This window comes from Paenibacillus albicereus (assembly GCF_012676905.1).
Taxonomy (GTDB): Bacteria; Bacillota; Bacilli; order Paenibacillales; family Paenibacillaceae; genus Paenibacillus_O; species Paenibacillus_O albicereus.
This window is the reverse complement of sequence record NZ_CP051428.1, coordinates 578,518-597,659: the sequence shown is the minus strand read 5'-3', so window position 1 is coordinate 597,659 and position 19,142 is coordinate 578,518. Positions and strand designations below refer to the sequence as shown.

Below are 19,142 nucleotides of genomic sequence, written 5' to 3'. Positions count from 1 at the left end.
GCTCGCGCAGCCAAGGAGGATTCGGAACGCCGGGCGAATAGGATGGGGCCCGATCGCCCACGCTAAGCGTCAGGAAGGGAGGGGACCTCATGAGCACTGCCAAGCGGCGCCGCGAAAGCAGCTGGAAACAGCGCAAGCAGCATCCGAATCCGCATGGACGGATCAAGTCTTTGGAAGAATACGCCGACGAAATCGGGGCCGTACCGTCATCGGACGAAGCCATCCGGTCGAGCTCGAATCCGCCATCTGCCGAATAAGGTCCCCTTTGTTCCTCGGGGCTATCCCCGCAAGAAGCTTCCCGTGCCGCTCCTGAAGCGATACGGGAAGCTTTTTTCATCGTTCGGAGTCGTGCATCTGCACAAGGAATATCGTCCGTTAATCAATATCGATTCCTTGCGAATCCGTCTATACTGAAAGCGTATTCAAGAAAACAAGCTGCTTTCGAGCTCGAGGAGGTCACATATCATGGACGGATTGACGATCAGCTGGATCGGAGCGCTAGCCGGTCTTGCGCTTGCGATCATTCTGATTTTGCGCAAGCTGAATCCGGTCTACGCGCTCTTTTTGGGAGCGATTGCAGGCGCGCTGCTCGGCGGCGCGACCCTGAACGAGACGATTCAAGTGCTGACGAGCGGCACCCAGAGCGTGATGGGCACGGTGCTCCGCGTCCTCGCCGCCGGGGTGCTGGCCGGCGTCATGATGGAATCGGGCGCGGCGGAGACGATCGCCAAGGCGATCGTCAAGAAATTCGGCGGAGGCAAGGCGATCCTCGCCCTCGCCCTCGCGACCATGATTATTACCGCCGTCGGCGTCTTCATCCCCGTCGCGGTCCTCATCGTCGCGCCGATCGCCTTGTCGGTCGGCCACAAGATGGGCCTTTCCAAGATCGCGCTGCTGCTCGCGCTGTCGGGCGGCGGCAAGGCCGGCAACCTCATCTCCCCCAACCCGAACACGATCGCGGCAGCCAACGGCTTCAACCTCGATCTGAGCCAGGTGATGATGGCCGGGTTCGTGCCCGCTGTCTTCGGACTCGCCGTCACGGTGCTCGTCGCCTCGCTCATCAAGCGCAAGGGCGTCCTCGTGTCCGAGGCGGAGGCCGCGAACCAGAACGAAGCGGACGAGTCGAACTACCCGCCGCTCAAGACGGCCATCGTCGCTCCGCTCGTCGCGGTCGTGCTGCTGATGCTCAATCCGGTCGGCGCCATCCTCGGCATCGAGCTGCTGGAGAGCTTCAAGGTCGACGCGATGTTCATCCTGCCGATCGCCGGCATCGTCGGCATGCTGGCGATGGGCAAGGCGAGCAAGATTCTCGACTACTCCGCCTCCGGCCTCAACAAGATGACCGCGACCGTGCTGCTGTTGCTCGGCGCGGGCGGCATCGCCGGCCTCATCTCGAAGTCCGACCTGTCGACGCAGATCGTCGGCATCATCGAAGCGTCCGGCGTATCCGGCACGCTGCTCGCCCCGATCGCCGGCATCCTGATGGGCGCAGCCACCGCTTCGACGTCCACCGGCGTCATCCTGGCGACGGGCTCGTTCGGCGAAGCGATCCTCGACATGGGCACGGCTCCGCTCGCGGCGGCGGCGATGGTGCATGCCGGCGCGACGGTCATCGACGCGCTGCCGCAAGGAAACTACTTCCACGTGACGGCCGGCAGCATGTACATGACGATCAAGCAGCGGATGGGACTCGTCCCCTACGAGGTGCTCGTCGGCGGCACGATGACGGTCGTCTCCACGGTGCTGTACGGATTCCTGCTCTGACCTACCATACTAACCATGAGGTGATCGCATGACACGACCGACGTTTCTGCTCGCCCCCGATTCGTTCAAAGAAAGCATGACGGCCAAGGAGGCCTGCGTCGCGATGGAAGCCGGCCTGCGCAAGGCGTTCCCGGACGCCCGCTTCATCCATGTCCCGATGGCCGACGGAGGCGAAGGCACCGTCCAGTCGCTCGTCGACGCGAGCGGCGGCCAGCTCGTCGCCAAGGAAGTGACGGGCCCGCTCGGCCAGCGCGTCCTGGCCCGCTACGGCATCATGGGAGACGGCGTCACCGCCGCCATCGAGATGGCGTCCGCCAGCGGCATCCAGCTCGTGCCCAAGGAGCAGCGCAATCCGCTTGTCACTACCACGTACGGAACCGGCGAGCTCATCCGCGAATGCCTGGATCAGGGCATCCGCAAAATCATCATCGGCATCGGCGGCAGCGCGACAAATGACGGCGGAGCCGGCATGGCGGAAGCGCTCGGAGTCCGGTTCCTCGATGCGGACGGCGCCGAGCTGCCCCGAGGCGGCGGCAGCCTCGGCCGGCTGGCGCGGGTCGACGCATCCGGTCTGGACCCGAGGCTGGCGGAGGTCGAGATGATCGTCGCCTGCGACGTCACCAATCCGCTCTGCGGCCCGAACGGCGCCTCGCATGTGTTCGGACCGCAAAAAGGAGCGACGCCGGAGATGGCGCTCGCGCTGGACGCCAGCCTGGCCCATTATGCGTCCATCCTGGCGGAGCAGCTCGGCAAGCAGGTCCGCGACTTCCCCGGGGCGGGAGCGGCCGGCGGACTGGGAGCGGGCTTGCTCGTCTTCACGCAAGCGACGCTGCAACGGGGCATCGACATCGTGATCGACTCCACCGGACTGCGCGCGAAGCTGGCCGAAGCCGACTACTGCTTCACGGGCGAGGGCGGCATGGACTTCCAGACGAAGTTCGGCAAGACGCCGTTCGGCGTCGCCCGAGCGGCCAAGGAAGCGGGCAAGCCCGTCATCGCGCTCGCCGGCTATATCGGCGACGGCGCGGAGGCGCTCTATGAGGAGGGCATCGACGCCATCTTCGGCATCGTGCCGGGAGCGGCCGAGCTGGAGCGGCTGCTCGCGGACGGGCCGAAAAACGTGGAGCGGACCTGCGAGAGCATCGGCAGGCTGCTCAAGCTGAAATAAACCGGACGACGGCCGTCGGAGCGGATGCCGCCCCGGCGGCCGTCGTCCGATTGGCGCGAAACCCCGCAGGCGAAGACGCCTGCGGGGTTTTGTCATCGGTAGAGCGCCAGCAGGCCATGCGCCAGCTCGAACAGGTCGAACAGATGCCGAGGGTCCTTGCCGGTCAGGTCGCGGATGCGCTTGAGCCGGTATTGCAGCGTATTGCGGTGGATGTTCAGCTCGGCCGAGACGGCGGATATGCTGCCGTCCCGGTGGAGATAGGTTCGCAGCGTGTCGAGCAGATCGGCGGATTCCTTGTCCTCCAGCTTGGCGGCCAGCTGCTCCGTGCCGGGAATGTCCGCCTCGGCCAGCTGCACGAGAAACTCGACCTCGTCGTAGGACACGACGGGATCGGGCGCCTTCAGCGCGAGGCTGACGGCCATCGCGCCTTTTGCCTGGCGATGCGCCTCGGCGATGCTCGGCTCGGCCCGGGACAGGCTGAAGCGGGCTCCGGAATGGCTGCGCCGCAGCTGCTCGGCCAGCAGGCGGGCCTCCGCGGCGTCCTGCATGAAGAAGAACACGCCGTCGTCTTCCACCGGAAGGAACGGATGCTGCAGCAGCATGCCGGGTCCGAGCGTGGCCGGGCTCAGCCCCTTCGCATGCAGCAGCGCGGTCGGCAGCAGCAGGTCGATCCGGTAGGCGAGAGCTTCCTTGCGCAGCTTTTGGCTGTACAGGCCCGGATGGAGCAGGAGCGATTCGAGAAAAGCTTTCTTGCGGTTCGCCTCGTTCTGCATCGACTGCAGCGCCATGCCCTGCTCGATCAGCAGCGATACCGTCGTGCGGACGATGCTGCAGAACGGGCGCACCTCCTCGGGGCTGCCGGAGATGCCGATGACGCCGATCCGCGCCTGACCGATGACGATCGGCTCGTTCGTTCCTTTTTTCTCCGCGAGGCCGTCTTCCCGCACCTCGACCATCCTGCCGGTAGCCAGCGCCTGCAGCGCTCCCCGATGCTCGGAGCCGATCCGCGCGCGGTCGCCGCTGCCGATGATGACGCCGCGCTCGTTCATGATATTGATGTTGTAGGGGATGTCTTTCATCATCCGGTCCACGATGTCCTGGGCCAGCTCATGGGATAGAGGATACATGTCGATTCCTTTCCGAAAGGGTCTATAGGCTAGTGTAGCCGGGTTCGCGGCCGACGATAAGCTCGCGGGCGCAGGGGAAGGGCCTCGGCGAGCGGTAGCCGCTCTCCAGCCGTCCATGCTACGATAGGAGGATCAACTCCATCCCGCCGAGAGGAAGCTGCCCCGTGAACGAATCCCTGCTGACCTATACCCTTGCCGATGCGCGTCCGGAGGACCTGCCGGCGATCGTAGACATCTACAATACGACGATCGCAGGCCGCATGGTGACCGCCGATCTGGAGCCGGTGACGCCCGCCCAGCGTCAAGCCTGGTATGACGAGCACTCGCCGCACTTCCGCCCGCTCTGGGTGCTGAAGGACAGCCGAGGCGCCGTCGTCGCCTGGCTGAGCTATCAGTCGTTCCATCCGCGCGCCGCCTACAACGGCACGGCAGAGATCAGCATCTATCTCTCCCCTGCCCTGCGCGGCCAAGGGATCGGAGGCCTGCTGCTGCAGCGCGCGGTCGACGCCTGCCCCGGCCTCGGCATCCATTCGCTCGTCGGCCTCGTCTTCGGCCACAACGAGCCGAGCCTGCGGCTGTTCGAGAAGCACGGCTTCGCCGTCTGGGGCCGCCTGCCCCGCGTCGCCGTCCTGGACGGCATCGAGCGCGATCTCGTCTACGTCGGGCGGAGGGTCTAAGACGATCGCAAGGCTCCCGGGCTCGCCGCGCGCCGGAACGCGGCTCGATCGCGGAGGTCCATGCGCATGAATCAAAGAGCTGCCCCTGCCGTCCGTCTCATGGACCGCAGGGGCAGCTCTTGGTTTAGCGGGCGGAGGAGCTCACGGCCACGACCTTGCGTCCGGTCGACGCGCCGCGCAGCAGCTCCTTGGCGGCGGCGGGCACCTCGGTCAGCTCGACCTCGGCGATCAGCTCCTCGAGCCGGCGCGGCTTCAGGTCGCCGGCCATCCGCTTCCAGAGCCGGGTCCGCAGCTCACGCGGCGCCCACACCGAGTCGATGCCGTGCAAACTGACGCCGCGCAGGATGAACGGGTACACGCTCGTCGGCAGCTCGCCTCCGCCGGTCAAGCCGCAGGCCGTGACCGCCCCGCCGTACTTCATGCGGCTGAGCAGGCAGGCCAGCATCTCGCCGCCGACGCAGTCGACGGCTCCCGCCCAGCGCTGCTTGTCGAGCGGCCGCGCCTCCTGCGGGAGCAGCTCCTCGCGCGGCAGGATGCGCGCCGCCCCCAGCTCCCGCAGCCGCTCATGCGCCTCCTCCTTGCCGGACACCGCCTCCACCTCGTACCCGAGGCGGGCCAGCATCGAGACGGCGAGCGTGCCGACGCCGCCGCTCGCGCCGGTGACGACGACCGGCCCCGCCGACGGCGAGACGCCGCTGTCCTGCAGCCGCTGCACCGACATCGCGGCGGTCAGCCCCGCCGTGCCGAGCGCCATCGCCTCGCGCTCGGTCAGCCCCTTGGGCAGCGGAACCGCCCACTCGGCGGGAATCCGGGCGAATTCGGAGTAGCCTCCGTGCTGGCTGACGCCGAAGCCGCAGCCCGTCACGATCGCCTTGCTCCCCGGCTTGTACCGCTTGTCCGAGCTCTTGACAACCTCTCCCGCCGCGTCGATGCCCGGGATATGCGGGTAGCGGCTGACGACGCGCCCGTCCGGCTCCATCGCCAGCGCATCCTTATAGTTGATGCTGGAATAAGCGACCCGCAGCAGCAGGTCGCCCTCCGGCAGGCGCGCCTCCTCCACGGTCTGGACGGACACCTCGGCCTGCTCCTCCCGACGGTCCGCCACCAGCGCTCTGAAATGCATGGGGATTCCTCCTATCGGCAGCTTGATCTTCTCTTCTATCTTATCGAATCTCCACGTTGAAATCTATCGGAGCGCCGAGGCGAAACCAGCGTCTTCCTGATTGGGGGAGCGCAAAGACCCGCTCGTTCAATCCGAATCCTCCGCCCAGCGGACCTGGTTGCGGCCGCCCCGCTTGGCGCGGTACAGCGCCCGGTCGGCCGCGGCGAACATCAGCTGGAAGTCGGCTCCGGCGGCAGGTCCGGCGGTCGAGCCGCCGATGCTGACGGTCAGCCCCGCGTGCGCGCCCGCTTCCTCCGCCAGCAGGCCCGTCTCCTCCAGCCCCGCGCCGCCGTCCATGACCGCCCGGCGGATCCGCTCCGCCAGCTCCCGCGCCTGCTCCGCGCGGCTGCCCGGCAGTGCGACCGCGAACTCCTCGCCGCCGACACGCCCGAACAGCGCCCGTCGCTCGACGACCTGCTGCACGGAGCGGACGAACCGCTTGAGCGCCATGTCGCCGCATTGATGCCCGTGCTCGTCGTTGATCCGCTTGAAGTGGTCCAGATCGAGCACGAGCAGGCTGAACGGCTCCCCCTCCTCCAGGCTGAGCGCCAGATGGCGCTGCGCCCGCTCCATGAAGCCGGCCCGGTTGTAGATGCCGGTCAGGCCGTCGGTCGCCGCCCGCCGGCGCAGATCCTGCTCCAGCCGCTTCGTCTCGGTGATGTCCGCGATGACGGACAGGCTGCCGTAATAGACGCCCCGTCCCGACTCGAGCGGCGTCACCGTCAGGTTGAGCCACACCTGCCCCACGCCATGCTCGTCGGCAAATGCAAGCTCGATCTCCGCCTCGGCGCGGGCTTCATGCGCCTGCACCCAGGCTTCCGCGCCGGGAAGCAGCCGCGGCAGCGGCAGCGCCGTCCAGCTGCTGCGCTGCTCCGCTCCGGCCTTGACCAGCAGCCGATAGGCGGAAGGGTTGTAATCCATCAGCCGAAGGTCGGCATCGAGCACGACGACGCCTTCTTTCATGCTCTCGATCAGCTTGTCGCGGGCGAACGGCACGATATGCAGCAGCTGGTAGCGGTACAGGCCGTAGAAGATCACGATGCAGGCGGGCAGCAGCGAGAACAGGATGACGCCTGCCGGAGTCCCGGCCAGCTGCGGGTGGATCAGATTCATGCTGATGCCCAGCACCGGCAGCAGCGAGCCCCCGGCCATCAGCGCCAGCTGCCTGCGGCGCCGGCCGCTCTCTTCCCACGCCGCTCTCAGCAGCAAGGATGCTCCGACCAGCTGGACGAGCTGCGTATAGCCGATGAACAGCGTAGCCAGCGTCGTGCGCTGCACGACCGTCAGTCCCGACACGCTCACCTGGACCTCTACCCGCATGAGATGATGCGAGGTGTCCGTGAAGAAGAGGATGAGCGCCGTGCAGGAGACGACCGACAGCGCGACGATGAGCCCCGGGCGGATCCAGCGCTCGAGCCCGGCGTGGATCATCGAGAGGAACAGGCTGGCGATCGGGAACAGGAAGATGGAGATTTGCGCCGCGTTCCGCCACAACAGCTTGGCGTCGTACTCGGGCAAGGAATACTGCATGAGCACGGAAAAGCTGAAAAAGGCGGACAGCAGCGCCATCAGCATATAGAAATTCGTTCCCGGCACCTGCCGGTAACGGAAAATAAGCAGCGATAACGCAAGCGGAACGCAAGCGGCCACAAGGCAGGATGCGGTCATCAGCATGAGCAGTCCTCCACCAATCGATTGATCCCCGTCGATTCGGCGCGCGGACGGCGGCACGGTCTTCGGGATATCTCTATCTTCGGTAAATCAGGCAACGAGAGTTAATTCCGGGCTCCGATCGGCATGCGTCGATCAAGTGAACGAAGCGGCGGCATGATAGACTGTTGCCTGAAAGCGGAACCACACGACCGAAGCGGCGTCCAAGCCGGCCTTCAAGGAGGAGAACGGAAAGATGGAACGAGATCGGACCCGCATCGGGGTCATCGGATTGGGCAATATGGGCTCCGCGCATGCCGGCTACCTGGCGCGGGGCGAAGTGCCGGGAGCGGTGCTGGCCGCCGTCGCCGATTGCGCGGAGGCCAGGCTCGGCTGGGCCAGGGAGCAGCTCGGCGAAGGGGTGCGGACGTACGGGAGCGCGCAGGAGCTGTTCGATTCGGGCGAGGTCGACGCGGTGCTCATCGCCACGCCCCATTACGCGCATCCGGACGAGGCGCAGGCGGCGTTTCGCGCGGGACTGCACGTGCTGATCGAGAAGCCGGCCGGCGTCTACACGAAGCAGGTGCGGCAAATGAACGAGGCGGCCGCGGCGAGCGGGCTCGTCTTCGCCATCATGTACAATCAGCGCATGAACCCGCTCTACCGCAAGATGCGGGAGCTGATCGCGGACGGCGAGCTCGGCGAGCTGCGCCGCATCAACTGGATCATCACCGACTGGTACCGCTCGCAGAGCTATTACGACAGCGGCGGCTGGCGGGCGACCTGGGCCGGCGAGGGCGGCGGCGTGCTCATGAACCAGTCGCCGCACAACCTTGACCTGTTCCAATGGATCACCGGGCTGATGCCGTCGCGAATCCGCGCCTTCTGCGGCTTCGGCAAGCACCGGAGCATCGAGGTCGAGAACGACGTGACGGCCTATGCGGAATATGAGAACGGAGCGACCGGCGTGTTCATCGCCTCGACCTGCGACGCGCCCGGCACGAACCGGCTGGAGATCAGCGGCGAGCGGGGCAAGCTCGTCGCCGAGGACGGCAAGCTGACGTTCTGGCGGCTGCGCGAGTCCGAGCCGGAGTTCAACCGCACGTATCAAGGCGGCTTCGGCGCTCCGGAGGCATGGCGCATCGACATCCCGCTGGCCGCCGGCGATCCGCAGCATCATCGCGCCGTCACGCGGGGCTGGGTCGACGCGATCCGCACCGGCGCTCCGCTCGCCGCGCCGGGCGAAGAAGGCATCCGCGGGCTCGAGCTGTGCAACGCCATGCTGCTGTCGGCCTGGACCGACGGCTGGGTGGAGCTGCCGGTCGACGAGGAGCGCTACGTCAAGGCGCTGCAGGAGCGCATCGCCGCATCCTCCAGCCGCAAGGACCCTGAGGCGGCCGGCGTCCCGCTCGAGGGGAAGGGCACGCCCTAGGACCAGGCGCGCCCGGCCAGCGAAAGGCGGCCGGGCGCGGACGAATTCCCCCGACTAGAGAAGGAGGCGGCAAGCAGATGGGCAAGGACGGCATGAACTACGCGCCGGAGGGCAAGCCCCGGCCGGTCGTGTCCAGCGGCGAGTTCCGCTTCGCGGCGGCGCATCTCGATCACGGCCATATCTACGGCATGTGCAACGGCTTGACCGAGGCCGGCGGCACGCTTGCCTCGGTCTACGACCCGCAGCCGGAGCGAGCGGCCGCGCTCGCCGCCCGCTATCCCGGCGCCGCGGTGGCCGGCTCGCTGGAGGAGATTCTCCAGGATCCGGACATCCGGCTTGTCGCGGCGGCGGCGGTGCCGAGCGAGCGCGGTCCGCTCGGCGTGCGCGTCATGGAGCACGGCAAGGACTATTTCACGGACAAGACGCCGTTCACGGAGCTGGCGCAGCTCGAGCTGGCGCGGGCGACGGCGGCACGCACCGGACAGAAGTACGCCGTCTACTACAGCGAGCGGCTTCACGTCGAGAGCGCCGTCTTCGCCGGCCGGCTCATCGAGGAAGGCGCGATCGGCCGCGTCGTGCAGGTGATCGGCACCGGGCCGCATCGGCTGAACGCCCCGTCCCGGCCAGGATGGTTTTTCGAGCGGGAGCGCTACGGCGGCATCCTGTGCGACATCGGCAGCCACCAGATCGAGCAGTTCCTGCACTACGCCGGCTGCCGCGATGCCCAGGTGCTCAGCAGCAAGGTCGGCAACTTCGCCAATCCGGACCATCCGGAGCTGGAGGACTTCGGCGACGCGACGCTGCTCGGCGACAACGGGGCCAGCCATTACTTCCGCGTCGACTGGCTGACGCCGGCCGGCCTGTCGGCCTGGGGCGACGGCCGCACGATCCTGCTCGGCACCGAAGGATACATCGAGCTGAGGAAATACGTCGACATCGCCCGCGGCTCCGGCGGCGACCAGCTCTACCTCGTCGACGGCCGGGGCGAGCACCGGATGGAGCTGGGCGGCAAGGTCGGCTTCCCGTACTTCGGCCAGCTCATCCTCGACGTGCTGAACCGCACCGAGCACGCGATGACGCAGGAGCACGCGTTCAAGGCGGCGGAGCTCTGCCTGCGCGCGCAGGCTCAGGCTGTCCGCATCCCTACTGCCTCCCCCATGGAAAGGATGAATCGTTCATGAGCATCCAACTATCCGTCTTCACCGTCGCCACCCCGGACCTGCAGCCGGAGGAGCTCGCCGCCGAAGCGGCATCCGCCGGGCTGCAGGGCATCGAGTGGCGCTACGCCCGCACCTCCGACGAGGCGCGGCGGCAGGCCCCGTCCTATTGGGGCAACAACCTGGCGACCATCCCCGTCGGCGCCTCGGACGAGGAGCTGGCGCGCTACGGGCAGGCCGCCTCGTCCGCCGGGCTGCGCAGCATCAGCGTCACGCCCTACCTGCGCTGCGGCGACCTCGACGCGGCCGAGGACGTGCTCGCCGCCGCGCGCAAGCTCGGCGCGTCGATGATCCGGCTCGGCGTGCACGGCTACGACCGCACGCGGCCGTTCGGCGAGCTGTACGAGGAGCAGCGCCGCTACTTGGCCGAGGCGGCCGCGCTGTGCCGCCGCTACGGCGTCAAGGGGCTCGTCGAGACCCATCACGGCACGATCGCGCCCAGCGCCTCGGCGGCCGCGCGCCTGCTGGAGGGGCTCGATCCCGACACCGTCGGCGTGCTGCTGGATCCGGGCAACATGGTGCACGAGGGCTTCGAGAACTACCGGATGGGCATGGAGCTGCTCGGTCCCTATCTGGCGCATGTCCATATGAAAAACGCCGCCTGGACTTCCTCCGAGCGCGAGGACGGCAGCGTGAAGTGGACGAGCGGCTGGACCGGCATGCGCCGGGGCGTCGTGGACTGGGCCCAGGTCGCGGCCGACCTGGCCGCGGTCGGCTACGCCGGCTGGGTCGGCGTCGAGGACTTCAGCGGCGAGCACCGCTCGCCGGAGATGCTGCGGCAGTTCGCCGCCTATATGCGCGAGCTGCTGCAGGAGGGCGCCGCTCGGTAGCGGCCGCGCGCGGACGAGGCCGGATGGCCGGCCGTCATGCCGCGGGCGGACATGCAAAAAAAGGGACGAAGCCGCACTTGCGGCAACGTCCCGTTTGTTTTGGCGTGCGCCATCCTGGAGAGGCCGCGAGCCGAGCGGCTTGCGGCCGGCGGAGCTACACCTACACCTTCGGCGGCTGCATGCCGAAGGCGTCCCAGTCCTCCAGCACCGGACCGTACAGATCGGCCGGACGCAGGCCGGCTTGGCGCATCAGCACGGTCAGCTGGCCGCGATGATGCACCTCGTGCTGCAGCAGGATTCTCAGCGTGAGCGAATTGGACCACATCTCCCCGTACATGTCATGCTGGACCGCGAGATCGCCGTCCCGCCACTGCTCGCGCACCGCCTCGGCGATGTTCCTCGCCGAGCGCTCGTAAGCGGCCTCGATGCGGGCCGCCGTCGGCACGGCATCGCCGTCGCCCGGCTTTTCCAGACTCAGCCCGGTGCGGCTCAGCATCTCGTACGGGCTGAACGCGACATGCCAGGCCAGCCGGCCCAGATCGCGGCCGCCTTCCCATACGGGCTGCTTCAGCGATTGCTCGGTCAGAGCTTGCAGCGTCCGCAGCGTCCCTTTCGACTCCAAGGTCCATTCCTCTACGAATTCGTCAATCGTCTTGAACATGCTCTCATCCTCCCAGAGATCGATTGCGGCCGCTCTCCTCGTCCGCGAAAAGCCGGCCGTCACTCTCTCCGAGCATAACCCGCCTCTGCTGACAACGGCCTGTCAGCAGAGGCGTACATCCGCGCGACCGCTTCCGCCTCGGTCCGTACGGCCGCCGCCAGCTCCGGCGGCGACAGCACGCGCGCCCCGGTGCCGAAGCGGAGCAGCCAGTGGACGAGCCAAGGCTCGTCGGGCTGCCGCGTCTCCACGAGCAGCGCGCCGTCCGGCTGCTCCTCCGTCCGGAGCACGCTGTCGTTCGTGCCGAAGTAGTCCTCGGCCCACACGCGCGTTCCTCGCTCGAAGCGAAGCGTGATGACCTTCAAGCGCTGCGTCTCGTCCTTGCCGAGGCCGCTCCAGAGCAGCGGCTCCGTCCCGCCGGGCTCCTCCCGGCGTTCGAACGCCTCCGCGCCGGCCTCCAGTCCGCGCACCCGGGAGAGGCGGAACAGCCTCCAGTCCTGCCGCGTCCGGCAGAAGCCGTACATGTACCAGATATAGCCCTTGAGCACGAGGCGGACGGGCTCGCAGCGTCGCTCCGTCCGCTGCCCCCCGGCGTCCGTATAGCCGAAGCGGACGACCCGCCTGTCCCGAATCGCTTGCCGGAGCGAGGCGACCTTCGCCTTTTCCTGCGCGCCGCCGCCCCAAGGATTGATGTCGATGACCATCTCCTCCGCAGCGCCGCCGATCCGCTCCCGATCCGCGGAGGAGAGCATCGCCCCGACCTTGTCCAGCAGCCGGGAGACGTCCCGGTCGTCCAGCGTCGACGAGATGCCCTTGAGCGCGACGACGAGCGCCTGCAGCTCCTCCAGCGTCAGGAATTGCCGTTCCAGGCGGTAGCTCTCCATGATCTCGTAGCCGCCGCCTTCTCCCGCGTACGAGATGATCGGGATGCCGGCCAGGCTCAGCGTCTCCATATCGCGATAGACGGTGCGCAGCGACACCTCGAAGCGCTCGGACAGCTCCTTGGCTCCGACGCGCTTGCGTCCCAGCATGAGCATCGTGATCGCGAGCAGGCGATCCAGCTTCATCGGCCCATCCTCCTTTTCCGTCCAGCTCGGTTCCTTGCGGCTATCGTACCCCGGCCGGCTCCCGGCATCAAGAGGGCCGCAGCGCCGTTCATCCCCAGGGTAGCCTCCCAGGGGGCGGGGATGCTATGCTGGCACTATCCGTCCACGAGGAGGCGAACGATATGCTTCCGGCCAGCAGCGACCGCCAAGGAATGCTTGAATTCTCTTACCGTTCGGACCATCCCATCCACCAGGAATTCCATTCCCATTCGTTCTACGAAATCTACTATTTTCATGAAGGCGACTGCACCTACCTGATCGGCAACCGGATCTACCGGCTGGAGCCGGGCGACCTGCTGCTGATGTACGGCATGACGCTGCACCGGCCGAAGGTGTCCGGGCAAGCGCCCTACGTGCGCAGCATCGTCCACTTCGACCCGGAGCCGCTGCGCGCGCTCGGGGGGATGCCCTCCGCCGACGAGGGCACGCAGCGGGACCGGCCGAGCGGGCCGCCGTCTCCCCGCACCGGCCTGCCCGGCTCCGTGCCGCTGCTGCAGCCGTTCGAGGAGCTGCGCAACTACCGGCTGCAGCTGCGCGGCCCGCTGCGGGCCGAGGCGGAGGAGCTGCTCCTGCGCATGCACCGGCATCAGCAGGAGGACAGCCCGGCCGCCGCGAGGCGGCTGCGGCTCGCGTTCGAGGACCTGCTCTGCTTCGTCTACGAGCGCTGCCGCGAGCCTTTGCTCCTGGGAGCGGGCGGAGGCGCGCGCGGCTCCCGCGACAAGGAAGCGATCGCCCAGGAGACGATGGACTACGTCGAGCTGCATCTGGGCGAGGAGCTGGAGCTCGGCCGCATCGCCGGCGAGCTGCACGTGAGCCGCTCCTACCTGTCGCGCTCGTTCAAGGAGGTGACCGGCGTGCCGCTGTTCGAGTACATCTACCGCCAGCGCATCAACCAGGCGCGCATCCGCTTCCTGCTGGAGCCGGACGCCTCCGTCACCGACGTCGGCTATGCGGTCGGCTTCAAGCATCCCGCCCACTTCAGCCGCCTGTTCAAGCGGCTCATGGGCGTGTCGCCCGACCGGTACCGGCGGGGATTGTGACAGCAGCGGGTCGCTGCGGGTCGGGCTGGCGTATCGCCGGTTAGCTGGCGTTTGCGGAGCCGGCGTCCGGCGTGTCGCCCGACCGGTACCGGCGGGGATTGTGACAGCAACGGTCGGTGCGGGTCGGGCTGGCGTCTCGCCGGTTGGCTCGCGTTTGCGGAGCCGGCGTCCGACGTATCGCCCCCTTTGCTGCGGACGGACGATTCGCTTGACCGCCCCCTTTGCTGCGGACGGACGTTTCGCTTGACCGCCCCCTTTGCTGCGGACGGACGTTTCGCTTGACCGCCCCCTTCCTTTCTAACGAAACTCCAGAGCGCTATTCGTTCCAAAACAGGGTCCTGATTTCTCTAACGAAACACAGAACCTTTACCAGACCCGATTCCCAAGCCAAACCCCGCTTTCAAAGCAAATAACGCTTCTGAGTTTCGCTAGATTCCAAACGAGCCTCAAAAAAGCCGAATAGCGCTCCTCCGTTTCGTTAGCCGGGCACGGCCGTGCCAAGTTCCAACAGCCGCTGCCTTGAACGGACCCGGAGTCGCGGCTTCCACGGTGTTCGTCCAGCGCAATGCCGACCCGCCTCCACCGAGCTGCCTTATTCTCCTCGATCTATCCTTCGGCTCCTTTCCCGCTTGTTCGGCTCCTTCGCGCGCCCCCTGTCGATCCGTGTTAGTTATAGTTACATAGACCCATATGGAAAACATGACTCCTCGCTCATGCACAGGCCGTTCAGCAGGTCCATGTCCTCTTTTATTCTATAGGATTCGCTGATTTAAATCATTATAGTAAAGCATTACCGCAATTATTCAGCAAAGTTTCAGCGCGTAGACGCGAATTTCAAGGAAATAAATCGCCTAATTTCTGCTAGACAAGCCTAATTTGTCAGAGTATTCTTAGATTACTTTGTTGAAAGATGACAGAATTATCGACCGCCGATGTTATTTTAGCTGTCATTTCAACAACGCTCTTATCCTCCTACAGAAAGAAGGTTCCTGCTTGCCGAACTCTACTCGCAAAGCCATCTCCAAAGCGCTGTCCGCCACGCTGACCGCAGCGCTCGTGCTGACGCCGTTCGCCTCGACGGCTGCGGCGGCCGAGCCGGCCGTCACGCCGGGCATTCTGGCCGGAAGCCTGTCCAAAGGCCTGCAGCCTCTCATCTCCCCGCGCCTGGATACGACCTCCTCCGAAAAGATCAAGGTCATCGTCCAGCTCGACGGAGCTTCCATCTCCGAGGGCAAGTACGCCGCGAAAATGGGCGTCAAGTCCCTGAGCGCCGAGGCGACCGAGGCGAAGATCAGCTCGCAGCAATCGCGCTTCCTCTCCCAAGCCAAGGCCAGCGGCATCGCCCTGGACGTATCGTACCAGTTCGATACCGTGCTCAACGGCATGGAGATCGAGCTGCCGGCCAACCAGATTCCGAAGCTCGCTTCCCTCTCCGGAGTCAAATCGGTCTATGAGAACCGGACCTTCTATTCCATCCCGGATACGAGCCCGACTGCGCTTGGCGCCGACCCGGCCGACTGCAAGTGCGACATCAGTCCGCTGAAGCAGATCGGAGCGACGGACGCCTGGGCCAAGGGCATCACCGGCAAAGGCATCAAGGTCGGCGTCATCGACACCGGCGTCGACTACCTCCATCCCGATCTGAAGGACGCCTATAAAGGCGGCTACGACTCCTATTTCAACGATGATGACCCTTATGAGGAAATTCCGGACGCGGCGACGAAAAACACCGGCACGTCGCACGGCACGCATGTGTCCGGCACGATCGCGGCGCGTGAAGCGAACCAGACCGAGTACTCGCAAAAAGGCGTCGCCTACGAGTCCGAGCTGCATGTGTACAAGGTGCTCGGCTTCAACTATGAGACCGGCCGCTCCTCCGGCTCCTCGGCGCAGGTCATCGACGGCATCGAGCATGCGGTCGAGGACGGCATGGACGTCATCAACCTGTCGCTCGGCTCCGACGACGCCAAGGACGCGTTCACGCCGGACGCGATCGCGCTCAACAACGCCGTGCTCGCCGGCGTCGTCGCCGTCGTGGCGAACGGCAACAACGCGGAGGACTCGGAGCAGCACTTCTACTCCATGGGCTCCCCGGCTTCCAGCCAGCTGTCCATCTCGGTAGGCGCGGCCACGAGCCCGAGCGAGACGTACGGCGCGGAGGTCACCGCATCCGTCTACCGCAAGGACAGCCTGGAGACGGTGACCGGCTCCGTCTACGACCTGGACCTGCCGATCGTCTCCTGGATGATCAAGCACAACGACTTCGCATCCGAGATCGGCACCGGACAGCAAGAAGCCATCTACGTCAACATCGGCGCAGAGAAAGATTACGTCGGCAAGGATGTGGAGGGCAAGATCGTGCTTCTCTCCCGCGGCTCGACGACGTTCGTCGACAAGTTCAAGCAGGCCCGCGACCACGGCGCCAAGGCGGTCGTCATCTTCAACGGCAACGCCGACGCCTCGGGCAAGGCCATCCTGACGGAGTCCATCGTAGACAGCAACGGCGTAGACCGCGATGGACCTATCGGCAACTTCTTCGGCGACGGCTTCACCGTGCCGGTGCTTGACCTGGACGGCAAGACCGGCCGCGCGCTGGCGCGCTTCGCCCTGTCTGCGAAGGACTCCAGCGTCCGCTTCGACTTCGCGGAGTACACGGCCGAGCTCGATCCGGGCGACCGCATGGCCGGCTTCAGCTCGCGCGGTCCGAACGCCGACGGCATCCTCGGCATCAAGCCGGACGTCGTCGCTCCGGGCGTCGCGGTCATGTCCACCTGGCCGGCCTACGGCAAGGGCATCCAAGGCGCGTCCTACGACGAAGCCTACAGCCGCAGCAGCGGCACGAGCATGGCCACGCCTCACGTAGCCGGCCTCGCGGCGCTGCTGCAGCAGGCGCATCCAGAGTGGACGCCGTTCGACATCCGCGCGGCGCTGGCCAATACGGCCGACCCGATCTTCGACGAGGACGGCATCCGCTACGACGTCTATTCCCAAGGCGCAGGCCGCGTCAACGTCGCCAAGGCGCTGGAGACTCCAGCCCTGCTGCAGACGGTCGAGCAGCTGACGCTGTACGACGTGAACATGAATCCGGTGCCGACGACCAACTACGGCGACAACGCCAGCTTCGGCGTCATGGCTGCCGGCAGCGCCGAGAAGTCGGTCACGCTTCAGCTGAACAACGTCTCCGACAAGGCGCTGACCTACACGGCTTCCTACGAGCTGCACAAGAGCGTGACGTCCGATCCGGCCAAGCCGATCGCCACGCCGGATACGGACAAGATCAGCGTATCGTTCGGCGGGCTGACGGGCAGCACGGTGACGGCCGACGCCTACAGCAAGCAGCCGTTCAGCCTGAGCGTCAAGCCGGCTGACGATGCGAAAACGGGCGTCTACGAGGGCTCCGTCGTGCTGAAGTCGGCCGGCCAGCCGGACCTGCGCATTCCGTTCGTCGTCCACGTCGGCGACCAGAAGCCGGATACGGGCTACGGCATCCAGGACGTGGCGCTCACCTCACGCCAGCTGTCTCCGAACGGCGACGGCACGAACGACAGCATCGAGCTGAGCTTCCGCCTCGCCGCGGAAGGCATGAACTATTACGAGGTGGCCATCTCCGACCTCAATGACGATACGATCGGCTACCTGAACGTCACCGACGCCACCGGCTCTTCCAAGCCGCTGGAGAGGAAGACGTACAAGCATAGCTTCAACGGCATCTACTCGCTCGACGCGGACTACAAGGATGTTAAAGGAGCGCTCAAGGACGGCTCCTACGCGTTCACGATCGTGGCGGCCAAGATCGCGAACGGCAACGTCGCGGCCCAGACGCTCGGCTACATTCCGTTCTCCGTCGTCAACAGCAACTACAGCACAGGCAATGGCAACGGCGGCGGCTTCTTCCCGGGCCCGATCGTCGCTCCGTCCCCGACTCCGACGCCTGCGGCAGCGGGCGAGGCTCTGAAAGCCATCGCCGCCCAAGGGCTGGCGTTGACGGCTGTGAAGAGCACGACCGCCTCGGAAAGCGCAGCGACCGTCACGACGGTCACCTATGCCGACCTGCAAGCGGCGATCGGCACCGGCAGCGTCAAGCTGGCGCTCGTCGTGAACGCTGCGGCCGAAGCCGGCAAAGCGTCCAAGCTGAGCCTGACGGCCGATCAAGTCAAGCTGCTCGGCACGGCTCCGGCCGGCAGCGCGCTCTACCTGAACACCGGCAAGGAATCGCTCGAGCTGCCTCTGTCCGCGCTCGCCTCCGTGCCGGCCGGCAGCGGACTGGAGCTGGTCATCCGCCCTGCTGCGGATGAAGCGGCCAAGTTCTCCGGCGCGGCCGTGCTCGGCACGCCCGTCGCCTTCGAAGCGAACGTCGTGAGCGCGAGCGGCTCCGCTCCGCTGAGCGTGTCGTCCAAGACGTTCCTGAAGCGCAGCTTCACGCTGGACAAAGGCGTCTCCGCCGAAAAAGCGGGCGTGCTGTTCCTCGCGAGCGGCAAGCAAGCTCCGGCTCCAGCCGTATTCGCCACCCATGCGGACGGCACGACGACCGTCGTCGTCAGCCGCCCAGGCTTCTCCACCTATGCTGCCGCAAAAGGCAGCGCGGCCTTCGCCGACATCGCCGGCTCGTGGGCCCAGTCCCGCATCCAGTCGCTGTCCGACAAGCTGCTGCTGAACGGCACCGCAGCCGGAGCCTTCACGCCGAAAGCCAGCGTCACCCGCGCCGAATTCGCGGCGATGCTGACGCGCGGCCTCGGCCTCACGGCGACGGCCAAGGCTCCGTTCTCCGATCTGGCTGCCGGCGCCTGGTACGCGGATGCCGTCAGCGCGGCCTACGCGGCCGGCCTCATCAACGGCTACGCCGACGGCACGTTCCGTCCGAACGGCATCATCAGCCGCCAGGAGCTGGCCGTCATGCTGGCCAAAGCGGCCGACCTGGCCGGCGCCAAGCCGGACAGCGGCAAATTCACGACCTACAGCGACGCCGGCAAATTCGGCGCGTTCGCGAAGGACAGCATCGCCGCCGTGTCCGCGGCCGGCCTGATGGAAGGCTCCGCCGGCGCCTTCGATCCGCTCGGCTCGACGACGCGCGAAGCGGCGGCGACCGTGCTGCACAAGCTGCTGAGCGGCGCCAAGCTGATCTAAGGCTCACCTAGGCCGGGGATTCGCTCCCCCGATGATCCGGCCGCATCGCCCGACAGGCGCCAGGATTCGACAATCGATCCTGGCGCCTTTCTCTTTCAAGCTCTGTTTTAGTCCTGTAATCTCACTGTTTCGACATTTATCTGATTTTTCTGATCTTTTAGGCCTGTTTCTGCCCGCTGCGGCAGGA

14 protein-coding genes are annotated in these 19,142 nt (G+C 66.4%); 9 read left to right on the top strand and 5 right to left on the bottom strand.

Going from position 1 to position 19,142, the window contains the following annotated elements:
• Positions 1–89 precede the first annotated feature (89 nt).
• The 3 genes from HGI30_RS23540 (at position 90) to HGI30_RS02565 (ending at position 2,932) form a co-directional block, all read left to right on the top strand.
• Positions 90–257: a DUF6254 family protein gene (locus tag HGI30_RS23540; protein WP_168906263.1), complete on the top strand. Its 168-nt coding sequence runs from the start codon at positions 90–92 to the stop codon at positions 255–257.
• A 208-nt stretch (positions 258–465) separates the two neighbouring features.
• Complete coding sequence (locus HGI30_RS02570; RefSeq protein WP_168906262.1) at positions 466–1,764, top strand: GntP family permease; 1,299 nt, start codon at positions 466–468, stop codon at positions 1,762–1,764.
• A gap of 28 nt (positions 1,765–1,792) precedes the next feature.
• Positions 1,793–2,932 (top strand): glycerate kinase family protein, encoded by a 1,140-nt coding sequence (locus HGI30_RS02565; protein WP_168906261.1) that lies wholly within the window; start codon positions 1,793–1,795, stop codon positions 2,930–2,932.
• A gap of 92 nt (positions 2,933–3,024) precedes the next feature.
• Here HGI30_RS02565 and HGI30_RS02560 read toward each other — a convergent pair whose 3' ends face one another.
• Positions 3,025–4,059: a CdaR family transcriptional regulator gene (locus tag HGI30_RS02560; RefSeq protein ID WP_168906260.1), complete on the bottom strand. Its 1,035-nt coding sequence runs from the start codon at positions 4,057–4,059 to the stop codon at positions 3,025–3,027.
• A gap of 164 nt (positions 4,060–4,223) precedes the next feature.
• Between HGI30_RS02560 and HGI30_RS02555 the strand changes: the two genes are divergently transcribed.
• Positions 4,224–4,736, top strand: a complete 513-nt coding sequence (locus HGI30_RS02555) for a GNAT family N-acetyltransferase (RefSeq protein ID WP_235680293.1) — start codon at positions 4,224–4,226, stop codon at positions 4,734–4,736.
• Positions 4,737–4,860: 124 nt separating this feature from the next.
• Here the strand turns inward: HGI30_RS02555 and HGI30_RS02550 are convergent, their stop codons facing one another.
• Both HGI30_RS02550 and HGI30_RS02545 read right to left on the bottom strand, forming a co-directional pair.
• Positions 4,861–5,859: an oxidoreductase gene (locus tag HGI30_RS02550; RefSeq protein WP_168906259.1), complete on the bottom strand. Its 999-nt coding sequence runs from the start codon at positions 5,857–5,859 to the stop codon at positions 4,861–4,863.
• 126 nt (positions 5,860–5,985) lie between these two features.
• Positions 5,986–7,572, bottom strand: coding sequence for a histidine kinase N-terminal 7TM domain-containing diguanylate cyclase (locus tag HGI30_RS02545; protein ID WP_168906258.1), 1,587 nt, complete (start codon positions 7,570–7,572; stop codon positions 5,986–5,988).
• A 232-nt stretch (positions 7,573–7,804) separates the two neighbouring features.
• Here HGI30_RS02545 and HGI30_RS02540 point away from each other — a divergent pair, with 232 nt between their 5' ends.
• From HGI30_RS02540 to HGI30_RS02530, 3 genes are all read left to right on the top strand, one after another.
• Positions 7,805–8,980, top strand: a complete 1,176-nt coding sequence (locus HGI30_RS02540; RefSeq protein ID WP_168906257.1) for a Gfo/Idh/MocA family protein — start codon at positions 7,805–7,807, stop codon at positions 8,978–8,980.
• Between the two features lie 77 nt (positions 8,981–9,057).
• A complete protein-coding gene (locus HGI30_RS02535; RefSeq protein WP_168906256.1) occupies positions 9,058–10,161 on the top strand; it encodes a Gfo/Idh/MocA family protein in 1,104 nt (367 codons plus the stop codon).
• Positions 10,162–10,163: 2 nt separating this feature from the next.
• Positions 10,164–11,027 (top strand): sugar phosphate isomerase/epimerase family protein, encoded by an 864-nt coding sequence (locus tag HGI30_RS02530; RefSeq protein WP_168909679.1) that lies wholly within the window; start codon positions 10,164–10,166, stop codon positions 11,025–11,027.
• Positions 11,028–11,187: 160 nt separating this feature from the next.
• Here the strand turns inward: HGI30_RS02530 and HGI30_RS02525 are convergent, their stop codons facing one another.
• Complete coding sequence (locus HGI30_RS02525; RefSeq protein ID WP_168906255.1) at positions 11,188–11,688, bottom strand: DinB family protein; 501 nt, start codon at positions 11,686–11,688, stop codon at positions 11,188–11,190.
• 59 nt (positions 11,689–11,747) lie between these two features.
• Complete coding sequence (locus tag HGI30_RS02520; protein WP_168906254.1) at positions 11,748–12,752, bottom strand: helix-turn-helix transcriptional regulator; 1,005 nt, start codon at positions 12,750–12,752, stop codon at positions 11,748–11,750.
• 161 nt (positions 12,753–12,913) lie between these two features.
• Here HGI30_RS02520 and HGI30_RS02515 point away from each other — a divergent pair, with 161 nt between their 5' ends.
• Together HGI30_RS02515 and HGI30_RS23535 are read left to right on the top strand one after the other, a co-directional pair.
• On the top strand, positions 12,914–13,831 hold the full coding sequence (locus HGI30_RS02515) for an AraC family transcriptional regulator (RefSeq protein ID WP_168906253.1): 918 nt from the start codon (positions 12,914–12,916) through the stop codon (positions 13,829–13,831).
• A gap of 993 nt (positions 13,832–14,824) precedes the next feature.
• Positions 14,825–18,955, top strand: coding sequence for a S8 family serine peptidase (locus HGI30_RS23535; RefSeq protein ID WP_328805225.1), 4,131 nt, complete (start codon positions 14,825–14,827; stop codon positions 18,953–18,955).
• Positions 18,956–19,142: the final 187 nt, after the last annotated feature.